The organism is Rhodonellum psychrophilum GCM71 = DSM 17998, from assembly GCF_000381545.1.
GTDB lineage: Bacteria > Bacteroidota > Bacteroidia > Cytophagales > Cyclobacteriaceae > Rhodonellum > Rhodonellum psychrophilum.
The window spans coordinates 229,255-245,703 of sequence record NZ_KB906678.1 but is presented as its reverse complement, the minus strand read 5'-3'; the positions used below and the strand labels follow the sequence as shown (position 1 = coordinate 245,703).

The window sequence follows — 16,449 nt, the reverse complement described above, 5'->3', positions numbered from 1 at the left end:
GAGGGTCGGGGGTTCGAATCCCTCAACTCCCACAATTATTTGATTCAGAAGATTCTACTTCAAACGGAAGGGTTGTGTTCCCGGATCTTTAAACTATCAAAACATGCCTCTAACGAGGCTTTTTTCATTTTATGGCCTACCATTTTTACATATTGAGTTCCAGAATCCTTCAAAAATATTATTTAGGCCATACCGGTGAAGTTTTGGAGGAAAGATTGAGGAAGCATAATTCCAATCACAAAGGATTTACCGGCCGGTCAAATGATTGGGAGGTGATTTATTTTGAACCTTTCGGGACAAAAAGTTTGGCATATAGACGAGAATTGGAAGTCAAATCCTGGAAATCAAAAGCAAGGGTTGAGGCGCTGATCAAAGGCCATTTGCCTGATTCCAAATTATGAAATGATATTTGTTTCAGAACATTCCGTTTCAAACGGAAGGGTCGGGGGTTCGAATCTTTAAATTACCAAAACATGTCTTTAACGAGGCTTTTTTTGTTAAGGACGAAATATCATTTTTCAGTAATCCAAAAATTTGCAAACATATTCTGGCCTGACCAATTTTATAAGATTTGTTTTTACAAAAGAAAAGCGCAAACCACAGGTTCACGCTTCCCAATCATTTTATGAGTGTTTAACGATCAATAGAGATTCACTAAGAATCCAGCCTTAAACCATCTTCCCGGCATCTGAACAAAGCCAGCCTCTACATAATCGGTATTGGTGATGTTTGAAACTTCGGCGAAGAATCCCACGGTTTTCATTCTGTTGTAGTCTGCCCGCGCATCAAGAAGGAAATAGGGGTCAAGGGACATTCTTTCTATATACCTCGACTTCACATTGAGTTCCAATTTTTTCAAGAACTCCATTTGGATTCCCCCAATGACTTGGTGGCGTAATGAATTCAGCGCATATCTAGATTCCAAACCCTCTGCTTGATCTAGGTTGGCGTTGATATAATTATAACTTAGGGAAACATCCTTGATTCTTGCCATTTTGGGGCCTGAATTTAGGCTGTATTGGATGGCGGCTTCAATTCCCTGGAAATTAACCTGACTGATGTTTCTAGGAGTCCATTTATTTGGGTTAGGAGAAATGTCGCTCGGTTCACGGTTCCAATCGATCAGGTTGTTGGTGTGGCGGATAAAATAGACTGCTTCAAACCTGATATTTCTTTTGGATAATTTCCATCCCAGTTCAAAATTTTGGGCTTCTTCTGGCAAAAGGTTGGGATTGCTTTCGTTGCTTGGATCTTGATAATAAAGTTCTGTAAAGGAAGGAATCCTAAAGCTTGCACCATAGTTGGCATACAATCTTGAATTTTCATTCATTTGGTAGCCGATCTCCGCTCCGGGAAAATGCTTCCAACCATATTCATTATAATAATTGGAATAAATGCCGGCCCTGAAATCTACTTTTTCAGAAAACTCAATCCTATGCTCGGCAAATACCCCCAGAAATTCGCGATCTCTTATTCCGAGATTACTGCTTTCTATCTTTTCTTGGCGCACTTCCAATCCCAAACCACTCACACCATATTTGCTTTTATAGCTTCCATTTGCTTCCAATGCGAAAACATCGGAGGTGTGGAGATTGGTGAAAAATTCTGGCTCGTTTCTTCTCAATCTGAATTCATCGTTTGTTCTTCTCCAATATCCCCTCGTCTCAAGTTTAAAATCTTGGTAACTATAGGTATGGCTGAGTGCGGACAAAAGGGTTTGGATGCTTTCCCACTGATCAGGGAAAGAATTGGTGTAAAAACCATTGGCACCAAAGGATCGGTCTGAATAACCAATCATCGCCTTCAGTTCGTTCTTTTCATTCAATTCAACGCCACCTTCATAAAAGAGGTTGGTTACTTTGAAATCAGAATTATACCAATGTCCGTCTGCAGCATCGTGAGAGATGGAAAGCGTCTGTTTGTATTTCCCGACGGGTAAGGAGGAGACAATACTGCCACCTCTCATCCCAAAGTCACCACCAAATCCCTGAATGCTCAAACTTTTCTTTTCGGGAAGATTGGTGATCACATTGATGGCGCCAGAATAGGCATTTTGTCCATAAATACGGGAGGCAGGTCCTTTTAAAACTTCCACTCTTTGTATGGCCTGCAATGGGATGGGGACATTCATCAAATGGTGTCCAGTCTGGGGGTCGGTGAGTTTGATGCCATTGATAAGCATTAAGGTTTGTTCAAAGCTGCCTCCCCGGATCCCGATGTCCCCTTGTACGCCGCTTATTCCTCTTTGCCTGACGTCTATCCCCGGAGTGAAGGAGAGCACTTCCTGTAAACTTCTGGCTGGAGTGGTCTCAAGATCTTTTCTGTTGATAACATTGATGTTTCTAGATACTTTGCTGAAGGGAATTTCAATCCTGTTTTCTCGGATGATTACCTCTTTAAGATCAATGGCTGTTGTATCATTTTGAGCATTGACTGAAAGGGCAGACAATACCAAACTGGAAAGGAGTAAACTTTTTCTCATTGAATAGGTAGGTGAATTTTGGACAAATAAATGCTGTTTTGCCTCTAAAAACAAATCAAGCGGAATTCTTTTCATGGGCATATATACTTTCCTTTCTTTGAACATTTAGATTTTTTGTTCCGTATTGAATCTGTATTTTAGCCTTATTATTCATTATTATTTTAAAAAATATGAGACAATTGAGATTTAAAATTTTGTTGTTTTTTTCAACTATTTTGATTTGCTTTTCCATTCAAGGCCAGCAGGTCAAGGACTATAAGGATGGAGCGTTTACTGAATTGGGATACAGACAAGGTTCTGCATACCGTACCGCCTCAGGGAAACCTGGGCCTTTTTATTGGCAAAACAGAGCGGATTATGCCATTGAGGTGACTCTGGATGAGGAAAATAACAAGGTGAAGGGGAGTGTTTCCATCACTTACAAAAACAATAGTCCTGAGGCACTGGATTTCGTCTGGTTGTATTTGGAGCAAAACAGGTTTACCGACAGCTCCAGAGGAACGCTGACTTCTCCGATCCAAGGAAATCGATATGACGGGGATACCGATGGAGGTTATACCATCAATAATGTCAAAGCTCAATTGTCGGGAAGAAACAAATCTGTTTCAAATGAATATCTGATAGACGATACCAGAATGCAAGTGTTTTTTGCAGAGCCGATTCCTGCCAATGGTGGTCAGGCGACTGTTTCCATGGATTTTGAGTATAAAATCCCACAAAAAGGGATGGACAGAATGGGCAGGCTTAAAGTGAAAGATGGAACCATCTATGCCATGGCACAATGGTATCCAAGATTGGCTGTTTTTGATGACGTCAGTGGTTGGAATACGGAGCCCTATCTTGGCGCAGGAGAGTTTTATTTGGGTTATGGAGATTTTGATTATAAAATAACCGTTCCTTTCGACCACATTGTCGTTGGTTCTGGGGAATTGATCAATCCAAGCCAGGTGCTTACCAAAATCCAACAGGATAGTCTGAAAAAAGCTTCCCAAAGTGATGAGCGGGTATATATCATCAGTCCTGATCAGGTAAATAAACCTGCCACAACAAGACCAAAACAAGAAGGTACAATGACTTGGCACTTTAAGGTTCAAAATGCCCGTGATGTGGCTTTTGCTTCTTCCAAGTCATTCATCTGGGATGCGGCACGCATTAACCTGCCAAGCGGAAAAAAAGCGATGGCGCAATCCGTCTATCCCATCGAATCTGATGGGGAAGGTGCTTGGGGTAGATCCACCGAATACAGCAAGGCATCCATAGAGCATTACTCCGAAATGTGGTATGAATACCCCTATCCATTGGCGGTCAACGTGGCAGCCGAAATCAACGGGATGGAATATCCTGGGGTGAATTTTTGCAGTTGGAAATCCACGGGAGAAGCACTCTGGGGAGTGACAGACCATGAATTTGGCCACAATTGGTTCCCGATGATCGTAGGAAGCAATGAGCGAAGACATGCATGGATGGACGAAGGTTTCAATACGTTCATCAATTATTACAGCAACAAAGCCTTCAATAATGAAGAATACAGCAACGACCTCATCCAAACGCGGAATTATATTGGCTGGCTGACAAATGAGGAACGAGAACCACTCGTCACTGCCCCGGATAGAGCACAGACAAATAATCTAGGAATGATTGCCTACATGAAGCCTGCCTTGGGCTTGGTGATGTTGCGGGAGTATGTTTTGGGAGAGGAGCGCTTTGACAGGGCTTTCCGCTCATACATCAAAACGTGGGCTTACAAACATCCCCAGCCCAACGATTTCTTCAATCACATGGAAAGTGTGGCCGGAGAAAACTTGAACTGGTTTTGGAAAGGTTGGTTTTATAGCAATGCGAATATCGATTTGGCCATAGATGGTGTATATCCATATGGCGCCAATTACGTGGTGGCACTTTCAAGCCGAGGGGAAATGCCTATGCCCGTACTTTTGGAAATCACCTATGAAGATGGAGAGAAAGAGCGAAAAATGCTGCCTGTAGAGATTTGGTTCAAGGGAAACAAATGGAACCATTTACTCAAAGTGGATAAAAAAGTAGTTGCTGTGGAAATCGATCCTGATAAAATCATCACGGATATCAATGTGGCCAATGACAGGTGGCCAATGAAAATATACCAACAATAAAAACAAACAGCTGACCGAAACCGGTCAGCTGTTTGTTTTTAATAGTCATCGTTGATTTCGATCCAGTAACCATCCGGATCAGTGAAATAAATTTGTTTGATCCCGTCGGGGCGAATGTTTACCTGGTTTTTATTGCCTGGCCAATCCTCAAATTCAATTTTTTGCACAGCCAAATTGGCAATAAAAGCATCCATGTCTTGCACACTAAAACAAAGGTGATTGATTTTGTTGATAGTAATCGGTTCCCACGGCGCTTCTATGATATGCAGGGCAACATTGTTTCCAATGTCATACCAGGCATGGAGGCCGTCCTTAAAAGGCTCATCGATCTCCTCGAATTGTAGAACGTTACTATAAAAATCAGCGCTTTTTTTCAGGTCGCTGACGTAAACAGCGATATGCGTGATTTTTCCTTGGGCAAATACAGGGTTACTCATGACACATAATCCAATGAACAGGGAAAGGTTTATCAATAGCTTTTTCATGGCTTTTAGGTTTAGAAACCCAAGTTATGTTTTTTGACTTCGCCAAAAAAGGAAAGCCGGATGGAATCTAAAAAAGGACAAGCATCCGTGTTGACCTTTTCATTTGATACCAAATAAAAAGTCGGTTCCAATTGTTTTTGAAACCGACTTTTTGGTACTAGGATACATTCGTTTATTTTAATCCGCTTTTTCAGGAGAGAAAGCTAATTTTTCTGCTTCATCAAAGAGCATTATTGCACGTAGGTAAACCTCATTGATGTCATTTATCACTTTGTAGAAAGCATTTTCGCCATAAATACTTTGACCCATTTGTGCTTTGATGACAGTTTTTAGGTATGCTTTGGATTTATTGAAATCTTTCTCCTCGAATTTGACTTTTTTACTCTCACCCAATTTGATCAATGATTGCAACATCTCCTCAGAAACCTGGTATTTTTTGTAATACTCCTCAAAGGACATTCCATCAAATTTTTTCTTGTTTGTATCAAGATAATCCAAGATAAACTCTCTTCCTGCATTGGAATTGAAGAGTCTATTGACATAGCTGCTGCTCATGGTCGTGTCAAGAGGTACAAAATAATCCGGCATAATACCTCCGCCACCATAGACAATTCTTCCTGCGGGAGTTTCGTATTTCAAGCTATCATTGAATTTGATGCTATCGGCACTGAAGAATTCTCCATGTTCATATCTGTTGGCAAAATCCATTTCGTATTTTTGATCTTTTCCATAAGGCTTCTGGATAGATCGACCAGTAGGGGTGTAATACCGGGCAATGGTCAATCTCAATTCTGCTCCATCTGACAAATCGATGGGAGACTGTACCAAACCCTTTCCGAATGACCTTCTTCCGACGATCAATCCACGGTCATTGTCTTGGATGGCACCGGCGACGATTTCGGAGGCAGATGCACTTCCCTCATTGATTAATACAATCACCGCACCGTCCTCGAAATTCCCTTTTTTCACGGCATAGGCTTTTTGGTTGTATCGGTTTAATTTCCCCTGCTGGGAAACGATCAAAGCATTGTTGGAGAGCATTTCGTCAGCCATACTGATTGCCGCTCCCATATATCCTCCTGGATTGCCTTGAAGATCGAGCACCAGCTTTTTCATGCCCTGCTCCTTCAACTCAACAACTGCCTTTTTAAACTCTTCATAAGTCGTCGCTGCGAAACGGGTTACTTTAATATAGCCGATTTCATCATTGACCATGTAAGAGGCATTGACGCTGTATTGTGGTATTTTGTCCCTGATAATGTCGAACCGGATCAGATCCTTTTGTGATTTTCTCTTGATGTCCACGGCGACTTTGCTGCCATTTGGACCTCTAAGCAATTTAAAAACGTCATTATTGGTGATGCCTGTGCCTGCGACGGTCTTTCCATCCACTACAATGATTTGATCACCAGATTGGATGCCAAGCTTTTCAGAGGGTCCACCAGTGAGCGGGGAAACCACATAAATAGTGTCTCTGATGATTCCAAATTCCACACCAATTCCGTCAAAGGCGCCCTCCAACTCGGATCTTGCCGCTACTGCATCTCTTGCTGGGATGTAGCTGGAATGCGGATCAAGCTTCTCAAGCATTTTGCTTATGCCAAACTCCACAAGTTCGTTGGTGTTCACGCTGTCTACGTAATCCCGATTGATGTAAGTAATGATTTCCTGAACTTTATAGATGGCTGCTTTGAGATCATTCCGATCCGTTTTTGGCTCCGCAAATGTAGCCCCTATCCAAATGCCGGCAGAAATAGCCAAGGCAAGAATGATGGGAAGTCTTATTTGCGATTTTGTGTTTTTGATTTCGCTCACGTTATCCTGTTTTATTGAATGGGGTTTTCTTTTTTATTAGGGCAATTTCAAGATGTTGAATTTAACTCTAAACAACATTTAAAACCATTTCGTTTTTATTAACGCAACAAATTCAATTTAGGTAGTGAATTTCGCCCAAATTAGCCCAAAAAACTTTACTTTTGTATTTATGATGGATTCCAAAGATATTCATAAAAGCCCGATCAAAGACCTGATTTCAGAAAATTATGTCTTTGCATCGGTTTTGCATTACTTTGGAATCAGTTTTTTCCTTTACGAAGAAAATTCCCTCCAAGAGGTTTGTCAGAAATTCAAGGTAAATGCGAATCAATTGGTTTCGGAGCTGGAATCCATTGCCAACAGAAAGGAACCCACTTCTGAAGAATTGTATTTACACCCCATAGAAGTCTTGGTGGCCTACCTCAAAAAAAAGCACTACTATTTTTTAAGACAGGAACTGCCTTTTTTGTCCAGTATGGTTTCAGGAATCAAACAGGAAAACGAATTTGAAGCAATTCTGGCGGATTTAAGAATGATGTTCCCCCTTTTTGTGGAGGATTTTATCCATCATGTCCACGAAGAAGAAAACAGGCTATTCAAGCGCATTCAATTGTTGCACGAAATAGAAAGGGATGAATATAGATTGACGGATGCCATCATGATTTTGGAGGGAAGTCCTACGGCCCGCCTTGCCGAGGCGCACGAAGCCCATGACGATGAAATGGAAGGTATCAGGAAGTTGACAAAGGACTATTTCTTGCCTTTGGATGCTCCGATCAGCATGAAGGTTTTGTACCACGAGCTTCAGAATTTTGAGAGGGAACTGATTATCCACGCCCAAATCGAAGATCAGCTTTTGTTTCCAAAGGCGGTCGAGTTGGAGAGGGAAGTGTTGAGAAAAATCAAAAAGAAAATTAACAGCAATTGATGGGGAGGGTGATAGCAATAGATTTGGGAACCAAACGGACCGGAATTGCGGTTACCGATGCGCTAAAGATTTTGGCCAATCCTCTGGAAACAGTAGAGACCCCAAAATTAATGGACTTCTTGGCGGATTATTTCAAAAAAGAAGATGTGGAAACCATCGTTTTGGGATATCCGAAATCACTTGACGGCTCCGACAATGAAATGACTCCCAGAGTCATTAGCCTAAAGGACCGTTTGTCCAAGATGTTTCCAGACAAAAAACTGGTACTGGAAGACGAAAGATTTACCTCCAAAATGGCCATGCAAAGCATGATCACGATGGGGAGCAAGAAAAAAGACAGAAAAGAAAAAGCCGGCAACCTGGATAAAATCAGTGCTGCCATTATATTACAATCCTATTTGGAACAATTATGATTTATCCGATAGTCGCATACGGAAACCCAATATTGAAAAAAGAAGCCGAAGAAATTCGGGAAGGGGATGATCTATCCACCATCATCAAAGACATGTACGCCACGATGGATCATGCCAGTGGTGTAGGTCTTGCTGCCCCACAAATCAACCAAGGAATTAGGCTCTTTGTCATTGACAGCAGTCTGATGCTGGACGAAGAAGATGCCGAAGTAGGCGTGAGGAGAGCTTTTATCAATCCGATTATTCTCGATGAATATGGAGATCATTTTGGTTTTGAGGAAGGCTGCCTGAGTATTCCTGAAATAAGAGCTGAAATTATCAGGCCTGAAAAATTAACCATAGAGTATTTTGACGAAAATTGGACCCTTCGCGAAGAAGAGTTTACGGGTATGACTGCTAGGGTAATCCAGCATGAATATGACCATCTTGAAGGGATACTTTTTATCGATTATTTGAAAGGCCTGAAAAAAAGAATGGTGCAGAGCAAATTGATTGACATCAGTAAAGGAAGGATTTCCACGGATTACAGGATGCTCTATCCTTTGAGATAATAGTTTTGCCAATGGGAATCTCCCATTGGTTTTTTTTTGAACTTCTGAATTTTATGGAAAAACCTAACATCGGACTTTTGAAGATTGCAATGGTCCAAACCGATCTTTTTTGGAAGGGAGTAACGGCCAACTTGGCGATGCTGGAGGAGAAAATCTGGACCATAGACCAACAAGTGGATTTGATTGTTCTCCCGGAAATGTTTTCCACGGGATTTACGATGGATGCAGCCGAAATGGCAGAACCCATGAATTTCACTACCTGCAAATGGATGAAACAAATGGCGGCCCAAACCAATGCTGTTTTGACCGGAAGCATCATCATCAAGGAAAACTCGAATTATTACAACCGCTTGCTATGGGTTACGCCTGAAGGCCATGTCTCCTGGTACGACAAGCGGCACCTTTTTAGGATGGCTGAGGAAGATCAAAGTTTTTCAATGGGTTTGGGCCGAATCACGTTCGATCTGAAAGGATGGAAAGTATTCCCGCAAATCTGTTACGACCTTAGGTTTCCGGTTTGGACAAGAAACAGAATGGAAAATGGGTCTTTTGAATATGATCTTGTACTTTTTGTGGCCAATTGGCCAAGTCCACGTATCAATGCCTGGGACATTCTACTCAAGGCAAGAGCAGTGGAAAACCTGAGTTATGCCATTGGTGTCAATCGGGTGGGGCAGGATGGAAACGGAATTCCTTATTCAGGGCATTCTGGTGCCTATGATTTCAAGGGGGCACAAATCGCCTTCTCCGAAATAAAAGAAGAGATTCTCATAGTGGAACTGGACCATCAAGAACTGGAGCATTACAGGGAAAAATTCCCGGCATGGAAGGATGCCGACGATTTTGATATCCGTTCATAAAACAAGGGGCTTACACAAGGAGCCGATTCTTTGAAACTGCGATATTTTCCGTATTTTAGCCCAAATTTGTGGCTTTCACCCTTTGCGAATTGCTTCAATGAGAAATCATCCTTTTTCAAAATGTTAAAATTGCTTGGGAGTCCTTCACCTATCAGGAGTGGGCTCAAATAATCAAAAAGAAAAACCATTTAACCATACAAATCAGAAAAAATGACTGCTAAAAAAGCTAAAATTCTTTATACCCTTACTGATGAAGCACCGGCCTTGGCCACCTATTCTTTTTTGCCCATTGTAAAAGCATTCACGGAGTCTGCGGGAGTAGTCGTGGAGACTCGGGATATTTCCCTTTCGGCGAGGATTCTTGCCCAATTTCCCGAATATCTAAAGCCCGAACAGCGTGTCAACGACGATCTTGCAGAACTTGGAGAAATTGCCAAAACTCCGGAAGCCAACATCGTCAAATTGCCTAATATCAGCGCTTCAGTCCCTCAGTTAAAGGAAGCGATCTTGGAATTGCAGCAGCAAGGCTATGCATTGCCGAATTATCCGGAATCCCCCAAGACAGAGGCGGAAAAAGCCATTCAATCCAAATATGACAAAGTAAAGGGAAGTGCAGTAAATCCCGTTCTCAGGGAAGGCAATTCCGATAGAAGAGCACCGCTTGCTGTCAAGCAATATGCCAAAAACAATCCCCATAGCATGGGGAAATGGAGTGCAGATTCCAAAACCCGTGTTGCCAGCATGACCAAAGGTGATTTTTACGGAAGTGAAAAATCATTGACTTTGGAAAAATCCGTTGCTGTGAGCATTGAATTTGTCAATACTGCCGGAGAAAACATAAAACTCAAAAGCAATCTTGCCTTAAAAGAAGGTGAAATCATTGACGCATCTGTGTTGAGCATAAAAGAACTCAATGCGTTTTTTAAAGCCCAAAAAGAAGCTGCAAAAAAAGATGGGGTATTGTTTTCCTTACACCTGAAAGCCACGATGATGAAGGTTTCGGATCCGGTGATTTTTGGACATGCGGTGAAGGTCTTCTTTGCGCCTGTATTTCAAAAACATGAAAATGAATTGAAAGAAATCGGCGTTGACGTCAATAATGGATTTGCGGACTTGGTTTCCAACCTTGGGAAGCTTCCTTTGAACAAGAAACAAGAAATAGAAGCAGATATTCAGAACTGCTTGGAAGAAGGTCCTGGATTGGCCATGGTCAACTCTGACAGGGGAATAACCAACCTCCATGTCCCGAGTGATGTCATCGTCGATGCGTCCATGCCTGCCATGATCAGAACTTCGGGTAAGATGTGGAACAAAGACAACAAACTTCAAGACACCATCGCCGTCATTCCAGACAGAGCCTATGCTGGAGTCTACCAAGAAACCATTGATTTTTGCAAAAAGCATGGAGCATTTGATCCAGCGACGATGGGAAGTGTCCCCAATGTGGGACTGATGGCCCAGAAAGCCGAAGAATATGGTTCTCATGACAAAACCTTCGTGATGTCCCAAGATGGAACGGTCAGGGTAGTCAGTGAATCGGGAAATGTTTTGATCGAGCATGAAGTAGCCTCCGGAGATATTTGGAGAATGTGCCAGACCAAGGATGCACCAGTCCAGGATTGGGTGAAATTGGCTGTCAATAGGGCCAAAGCCACAGGATTGCCAACACTGTTTTGGTTGGATAATAAAAGGGCACATGATATCGAATTGACCAAAAAAGTAAAGAGATACCTTGCCCAACACGACACCACTGGTTTGGATATCCAGATTTTGACCCCAGTGGAAGCGACAAGGGTTTCCTTGGAACGCATCATTGAAGGGAAGGACACGATTTCTGTTACCGGAAATGTCCTTCGGGATTATCTGACCGACTTGTTCCCGATTTTAGAGTTGGGTACAAGTGCAAAAATGCTCTCGATCGTGCCATTGATGGACGGTGGAGGTCTTTTTGAGACTGGTGCGGGTGGGTCTGCCCCAAAACACGTAGAACAGTTTTTGGAGGAAAACCACCTTCGATGGGATTCACTGGGAGAGTTTTTGGCACTTGCGGTCTCGCTTGAGCACCTCTCCAACACTTTTGGCAATCAGAAGGCAAAAGTACTCGCTGAAACCCTCGACCAAGCAACTGGGAAATTCCTGGAAAAAGATAAATCTCCATCAAGAAAGGTGAAAGAGCTGGACAATAGGGGAAGTCATTTTTATCTTGCACTTTATTGGGCGGAAGCCTTGGCAGCTCAAGAAAAGGATGCGGATTTGAAAAATAAGTTCTCCAATTTCGCTCAAGAACTTGCCAAAAACGAAACGAAGATTGTCGGGGAGCTCAACGATGCACAGGGTTTTAAAATGGATATCGGGGGGTATTACAAGCCCAATGCCGAAAAAACTGCCCAAGCATTGCGTCCCAGCAAAACTTTCAATTCCATTTTGGAAAGCATCAAAAATTAAAATAGCAAAGGTTCAAATATAAAATCATTGATTAAGAAAAAGGAGGCGGCATATTTGCAGCCTCCTTTTTTATTCCCCCTAACCTCTGGTGTTTTGGCAAAGGCGGAAATCCAGCTTCTGATTTTGCATCTTCATGTTTCAATGAGCCCCGTAAGTGCCGTTAGTTTGAAAGGTCGGCGCAGGGCAAATTGATTTTTATCAAAAAATTAAGTATTCACTTGAAAATCAATATTTTGTTTTAAAAAAATTGATTACGAAATCGATTGTAATGTTATGTTTTACTAAATCGGTCATTTTCAATTCTTTGATAATTTTGGAGACCGGGATATTATTGGTAAATTTATAAGATTATAAAAGCCATTTTATTTTAGAGCGGAAAAAAAATTACATTTTGATGCAATCAATTTTGTGGTCAAACCTATACAATAATAAATACAATAACTATGAGCAAAATTAAAGTAGGAATCAACGGATTTGGACGAATCGGCAGATTGGTTTTCAGAGTAGCGCAACAAAGAGATGACATTCAGGTAGTCGCTATCAATGACCTGATCGATGTGGATTATATGGCTTATATGCTAAAATATGATTCTACCCATGGAAAATTCGACGGTTCTGTTGAAGTTAAGGATGGTAAATTGATCGTCAATGGCAATGAAATCAGAGTTACCGCTGAAAAAAGCCCAGCAAACCTTAAGTGGGGTGAAGTTGGAGCGGATTATGTTGTTGAATCCACTGGTATTTTCCTTACCAAAGAAACTGCACAAGGTCACCTTGATGCAGGAGCCAAAAAAGTAATCATGTCTGCGCCATCTAAGGATGATACGCCCATGTTCGTCATGGGTGTAAACGAATCCAAATATACCACGGACATGAATTTCGTTTCCAATGCCTCTTGTACTACCAATTGCTTGGCGCCTTTGGCCAAGGTATTGAATGACAACTGGGGAATCGAAGAAGGTCTTATGACCACAGTACATGCTACTACAGCTACCCAAAAAACTGTTGATGGTCCTTCGGCCAAAGACTGGAGAGGTGGTAGAGGTGCAAGCCAAAACATCATCCCTTCCTCAACAGGAGCGGCCAAAGCCGTTGGGAAAGTAATTCCTGAGCTGAATGGTAAACTTACAGGAATGGCATTTAGGGTTCCAACTCCAAACGTTTCAGTGGTGGATTTGACCGTAAGGTTGAAAAATCCTGCGACCTATGAAGAAATCTGTGCTAAGATGAAAGAAGCTTCTGAGACGACCCTAAAAGGAATTCTTGGATATACTGAAGATCAAGTTGTTTCCACAGATTTCTTGGGAGACTCTAGAACTTCTATATTTGATGCAGGCGCGGGCATCCAATTGAGCAATACTTTCGTGAAAGTAGTTTCTTGGTATGACAACGAGTGGGGTTATTCACACAAAGTTGTTGACTTATTGGCTTACATCGCCAAAAAATAATCAAAAGGGCAATGCCCTGATTTGATTTACATCCCACAAAAGCAAAATACCAGGATTTCGTCAATTTTGACAAGGACTGATTTTTGGCTTTGTGGGATTTTATTTTTTTTATTCAAAGGGTTTTTAGCTTTTGGCTCGTTTTTTTCTTAATATAAGCTGTCATCCAAACTCATTACCCATGCATTCTCTCTTCCTTTGGCTTATCCTATCAGGAATGCCTATCGAACATCAATATCCTTCTGGAATTGATCAAGAAATTCTTGAAAGCGCTGCCGATTCAAGCTATTTACAGAACAAGGTTATCCCTGAAGAAATAAAAAAACCCGTAATGCAGGCATTGTCCTATTTTCCGGAGTTAGCGGAAGTGGACATAACCTTTGCGTTTAAAGATAAAATCAGCGGATCCATCATGCAGGCACAACCCAGGATGTTTTCTTTGATCGTGGATACCAAAGAGAACAGAAAGTATAAAATCAATATCACGAGGTATTTGGATTTTGAGGATAAAAGTATTCCCATAGAGGAAGTGCCTTATGATGCCCTAGTGGGTTGGATTGGTCATGAATTGGGGCATATCATGGATTATTTGGACAGAAGCACCACCGGGATGATGCGTTTTGGGGTCAAATACATGTTGTCTGACAAAAAAGTGATTGAAGCGGAATTGACCGCAGATGGATATGCGATCGGTTGCGGTATGGGACATCAGATTGTCGCCAATAAAAATTTCATCCTCAACAATGATAACTTCGAAGAGGCTTATAAAGACAAAATCAGGAATCTGTACATGTCGCCAAGTCAAATTTTAAGTATCCAAGAAGCTTTGGGTAAATAATTCAGCTTGCGATTTTGTGAAAAAGGGCATCAAAGTTTTTCTGCTCAAATTCTCAGCACTTATTTTTCGGGAAATATCGTAAGCGATTCTGAAAGCATAGGGAACGTCATGCGGTTGGATTGTTCGAATGCAAGAGAACGGTCAGCCAGTTAATCCTTTTTTTGGCTACGGCATCATCCAACTGGCTGAAACCAAAGAATTGTCCTGATAGCTTAAAATAGCCCTCTTGTGAAAAGCCCGATTCAGTTCTAAAAAGTCAATCGATAGAATTTTTAACCTGATGACAACAAAATGTTTTTTGGAGTTTTCTTCGACATAGTTTGCGGATTTTTGGATATCAATTTTTCCTTTTGTTCCCGGATCTGTGTCTAATCCATATAAATTCTTTCCATGGGCAGATAGGGTGTCCAAAACCTGAAATGAAACAGGATTTTGATGGTCTATCATGGCTGCTGCCCGCATCCTCACCTGACGTTGATTTTTAGGGTCGTAGAAGAGGAGAGAGGCATTTGGGTTGGAAATCAATTGCCGGTACTTTTCAGACCTGCTGTCGGTGTGGATTTCAATGGTTTTTGACGCATGATAGGCACGTCTCAGCACTACAATTCTGGATTCTGGAAAACTATCCATTCCTGTGGTGCTCAGGCAAACAGTCCTCAAAGGGTCTTGTGGATCAGAAACTGCCGCGTGTAGCGCGTCCCAAATTTCATTTTCAAGCGAAATCAAAGATTTTTCAATCATTTTAATTCAAGGGGTTTTCCTGGTTGACCAAAGGGGTATAAGCCCTTTGGTTCTTGGAGCTATTTGGTTTCCGCATATCCTTTTGAGGGATGACAGCTATATTGATCCGATTTACAATCGCGTGATGTTTTCCTTTTTCACGTAGCCGATTTTATCTCCCCATTTGATTTCATACCAAATGTCCTTGGAGGACTTGATGATCACTCTATGGCCGGGATCTACATTCACAATCAAATTGCCACCTGCGGTCGGCCTGTCCATTATCAGGGTGGGGCTTCCCGTCACAATTCCCCTTGGTTTTCCCACGAGAAAATTGTTGGACACAAAAACCAGGATCAAAAGGACAGCTGTTGGAAGGTAATATTTAGGTTTATTGGCTTTGCTTTTGAAAATTACCAAAAGTATCAGGGAGATAATCAGCAACAGAGCCAAAGCCGCAGTGATTTCTTCTCGTAGGTCTGTCAGGAATTTAAAAAAGCGATCCCTATCACTGAGATCATAGCCAACCAGATTGGTTTGTTGTGTCAATGATTTGATTTTGGTGATGACTCTTGGGTTGGGATTGACATCATAATATTTGGTCAAAAAGAAACTTGCTTTTGCAAAATCGCCCTTCCCTTCTGAGATAAAAGCCATCTTCAGTAGCATCGCAGAAGAGAAAGATTCGTCTTTTTCAAGGATCTCCTCGTAACCAATCATCGCTTCTTGGTAATTCTTGCTGCTAAACAAAGAATCCGCGTTTTGAAGCTTGGATATATTGGCTTGACAATTAAAGCTTTGTGAAAAAGCGAATAAAAATATTGTAAATTTTGTAAGAAAGATTCGATTTAGGTTTGGCATTTTGAAAATGTAGGCTTAAATTTGCAGTCCAATAACGACAAAGATTAGAAAAAAAACAAGCCTTGTCAAGAAAGAGTATTGGATTGAAAAGTCACCTGAATTAATTTGGAAGGCCTTTTAAGAATGTTAAACTTGAAAATCGAAAGGGTTTTCGCATCGAAATTTCTACTTGATTCCGTAGCTCAGCTGGTAGAGCAATACACTTTTAATGTATGGGTCCTGGGTTCGAATCCCAGCGGGATCACTACAAACTCATAAGGAGTTTGCTCAAAGTATTGGAAAGTAATTGCTCGGGGTGTAGCGTAGCCCGGTATCGCGCCTCGTTTGGGACGAGGAGGTCGTAGGTTCGAATCCTGCCACCCCGACAAAACAATGGCATGGTCCTGTAGCTCAATTGGATAGAGCAACTGCCTTCTAAGCAGTAGGTTTCAGGTTCGATCCCTGACAGGATCACAATTCTTGATCCCCAAATCAAAG

At 41.7% G+C, this 16,449-nt stretch carries 14 protein-coding genes and 3 tRNA genes; 12 read left to right on the top strand and 5 right to left on the bottom strand.

Annotated elements, in window-relative coordinates:
- Positions 1-131 precede the first annotated feature (131 nt).
- Positions 132-401 (top strand): GIY-YIG nuclease family protein, encoded by a 270-nt coding sequence (locus tag F824_RS0111740; RefSeq protein WP_019598086.1) that lies wholly within the window; start codon positions 132-134, stop codon positions 399-401.
- 239 nt (positions 402-640) lie between these two features.
- Here F824_RS0111740 and F824_RS0111735 read toward each other — a convergent pair whose 3' ends face one another.
- Positions 641-2,482, bottom strand: coding sequence for a TonB-dependent receptor plug domain-containing protein (locus F824_RS0111735; RefSeq protein ID WP_026333666.1), 1,842 nt, complete (start codon positions 2,480-2,482; stop codon positions 641-643).
- A 170-nt stretch (positions 2,483-2,652) separates the two neighbouring features.
- Here F824_RS0111735 and F824_RS0111730 point away from each other — a divergent pair, with 170 nt between their 5' ends.
- A complete protein-coding gene (locus tag F824_RS0111730; protein WP_019598084.1) occupies positions 2,653-4,611 on the top strand; it encodes a M1 family metallopeptidase in 1,959 nt (652 codons plus the stop codon).
- Positions 4,612-4,649: 38 nt separating this feature from the next.
- On the opposite strand, the gene F824_RS0111725 is transcribed toward F824_RS0111730, so the two are convergent.
- Complete coding sequence (locus F824_RS0111725; RefSeq protein ID WP_019598083.1) at positions 4,650-5,096, bottom strand: VOC family protein; 447 nt, start codon at positions 5,094-5,096, stop codon at positions 4,650-4,652.
- Positions 5,097-5,273: 177 nt separating this feature from the next.
- Positions 5,274-6,911 carry a S41 family peptidase gene (locus F824_RS0111715; protein ID WP_019598081.1) on the bottom strand — a complete coding sequence of 546 codons (1,638 nt, stop codon included), beginning with the start codon at positions 6,909-6,911 and terminating at the stop codon, positions 5,274-5,276.
- Positions 6,912-7,080: 169 nt separating this feature from the next.
- Between F824_RS0111715 and F824_RS0111710 the strand changes: the two genes are divergently transcribed.
- The 7 genes from F824_RS0111710 (at position 7,081) to F824_RS0111675 (ending at position 14,391) form a co-directional block, all read left to right on the top strand.
- The gene (locus F824_RS0111710) at positions 7,081-7,839 is read left to right on the top strand and encodes a regulator of cell morphogenesis and NO signaling (protein ID WP_019598080.1); all 759 of its coding nucleotides are present in this window, start codon (positions 7,081-7,083) and stop codon (positions 7,837-7,839) included.
- A complete protein-coding gene (gene ruvX, locus F824_RS0111705; RefSeq protein WP_019598079.1) occupies positions 7,839-8,252 on the top strand; it encodes a Holliday junction resolvase RuvX in 414 nt (137 codons plus the stop codon). The genes F824_RS0111710 and ruvX overlap by 1 nt, the downstream gene beginning before the upstream one ends.
- On the top strand, positions 8,249-8,803 hold the full coding sequence (gene def, locus F824_RS0111700) for a peptide deformylase (protein WP_019598078.1): 555 nt from the start codon (positions 8,249-8,251) through the stop codon (positions 8,801-8,803). Before ruvX ends, def begins: the two co-directional genes overlap by 4 nt.
- Positions 8,804-8,856: 53 nt before the next feature.
- On the top strand, positions 8,857-9,663 hold the full coding sequence (locus F824_RS0111695; RefSeq protein WP_031327301.1) for an amidohydrolase: 807 nt from the start codon (positions 8,857-8,859) through the stop codon (positions 9,661-9,663).
- Positions 9,664-9,873: 210 nt separating this feature from the next.
- Positions 9,874-12,108 (top strand): NADP-dependent isocitrate dehydrogenase, encoded by a 2,235-nt coding sequence (locus F824_RS0111685; protein ID WP_019598076.1) that lies wholly within the window; start codon positions 9,874-9,876, stop codon positions 12,106-12,108.
- A gap of 443 nt (positions 12,109-12,551) precedes the next feature.
- Positions 12,552-13,556: a type I glyceraldehyde-3-phosphate dehydrogenase gene (gene gap / locus F824_RS0111680; RefSeq protein ID WP_019598075.1), complete on the top strand. Its 1,005-nt coding sequence runs from the start codon at positions 12,552-12,554 to the stop codon at positions 13,554-13,556.
- A gap of 178 nt (positions 13,557-13,734) precedes the next feature.
- Positions 13,735-14,391: a hypothetical protein gene (locus F824_RS0111675; RefSeq protein WP_026333663.1), complete on the top strand. Its 657-nt coding sequence runs from the start codon at positions 13,735-13,737 to the stop codon at positions 14,389-14,391.
- Between the two features lie 165 nt (positions 14,392-14,556).
- Here F824_RS0111675 and F824_RS26805 read toward each other — a convergent pair whose 3' ends face one another.
- Both F824_RS26805 and F824_RS0111665 read right to left on the bottom strand, forming a co-directional pair.
- The gene (locus tag F824_RS26805; protein ID WP_019598073.1) at positions 14,557-15,132 is read right to left on the bottom strand and encodes a pyridoxamine 5'-phosphate oxidase family protein; all 576 of its coding nucleotides are present in this window, start codon (positions 15,130-15,132) and stop codon (positions 14,557-14,559) included.
- 111 nt (positions 15,133-15,243) lie between these two features.
- Positions 15,244-15,972: an SH3 domain-containing protein gene (locus F824_RS0111665; RefSeq protein ID WP_019598072.1), complete on the bottom strand. Its 729-nt coding sequence runs from the start codon at positions 15,970-15,972 to the stop codon at positions 15,244-15,246.
- 171 nt (positions 15,973-16,143) lie between these two features.
- Here F824_RS0111665 and F824_RS0111660 point away from each other — a divergent pair.
- From F824_RS0111660 to F824_RS0111650, 3 genes are all read left to right on the top strand, one after another.
- Positions 16,144-16,216: transfer RNA gene (locus tag F824_RS0111660), tRNA-Lys, on the top strand.
- Between the two features lie 47 nt (positions 16,217-16,263).
- Positions 16,264-16,337, top strand: a tRNA-Pro gene (locus tag F824_RS0111655).
- Between the two features lie 14 nt (positions 16,338-16,351).
- Positions 16,352-16,425, top strand: a tRNA-Arg gene (locus F824_RS0111650).
- Positions 16,426-16,449: the final 24 nt, after the last annotated feature.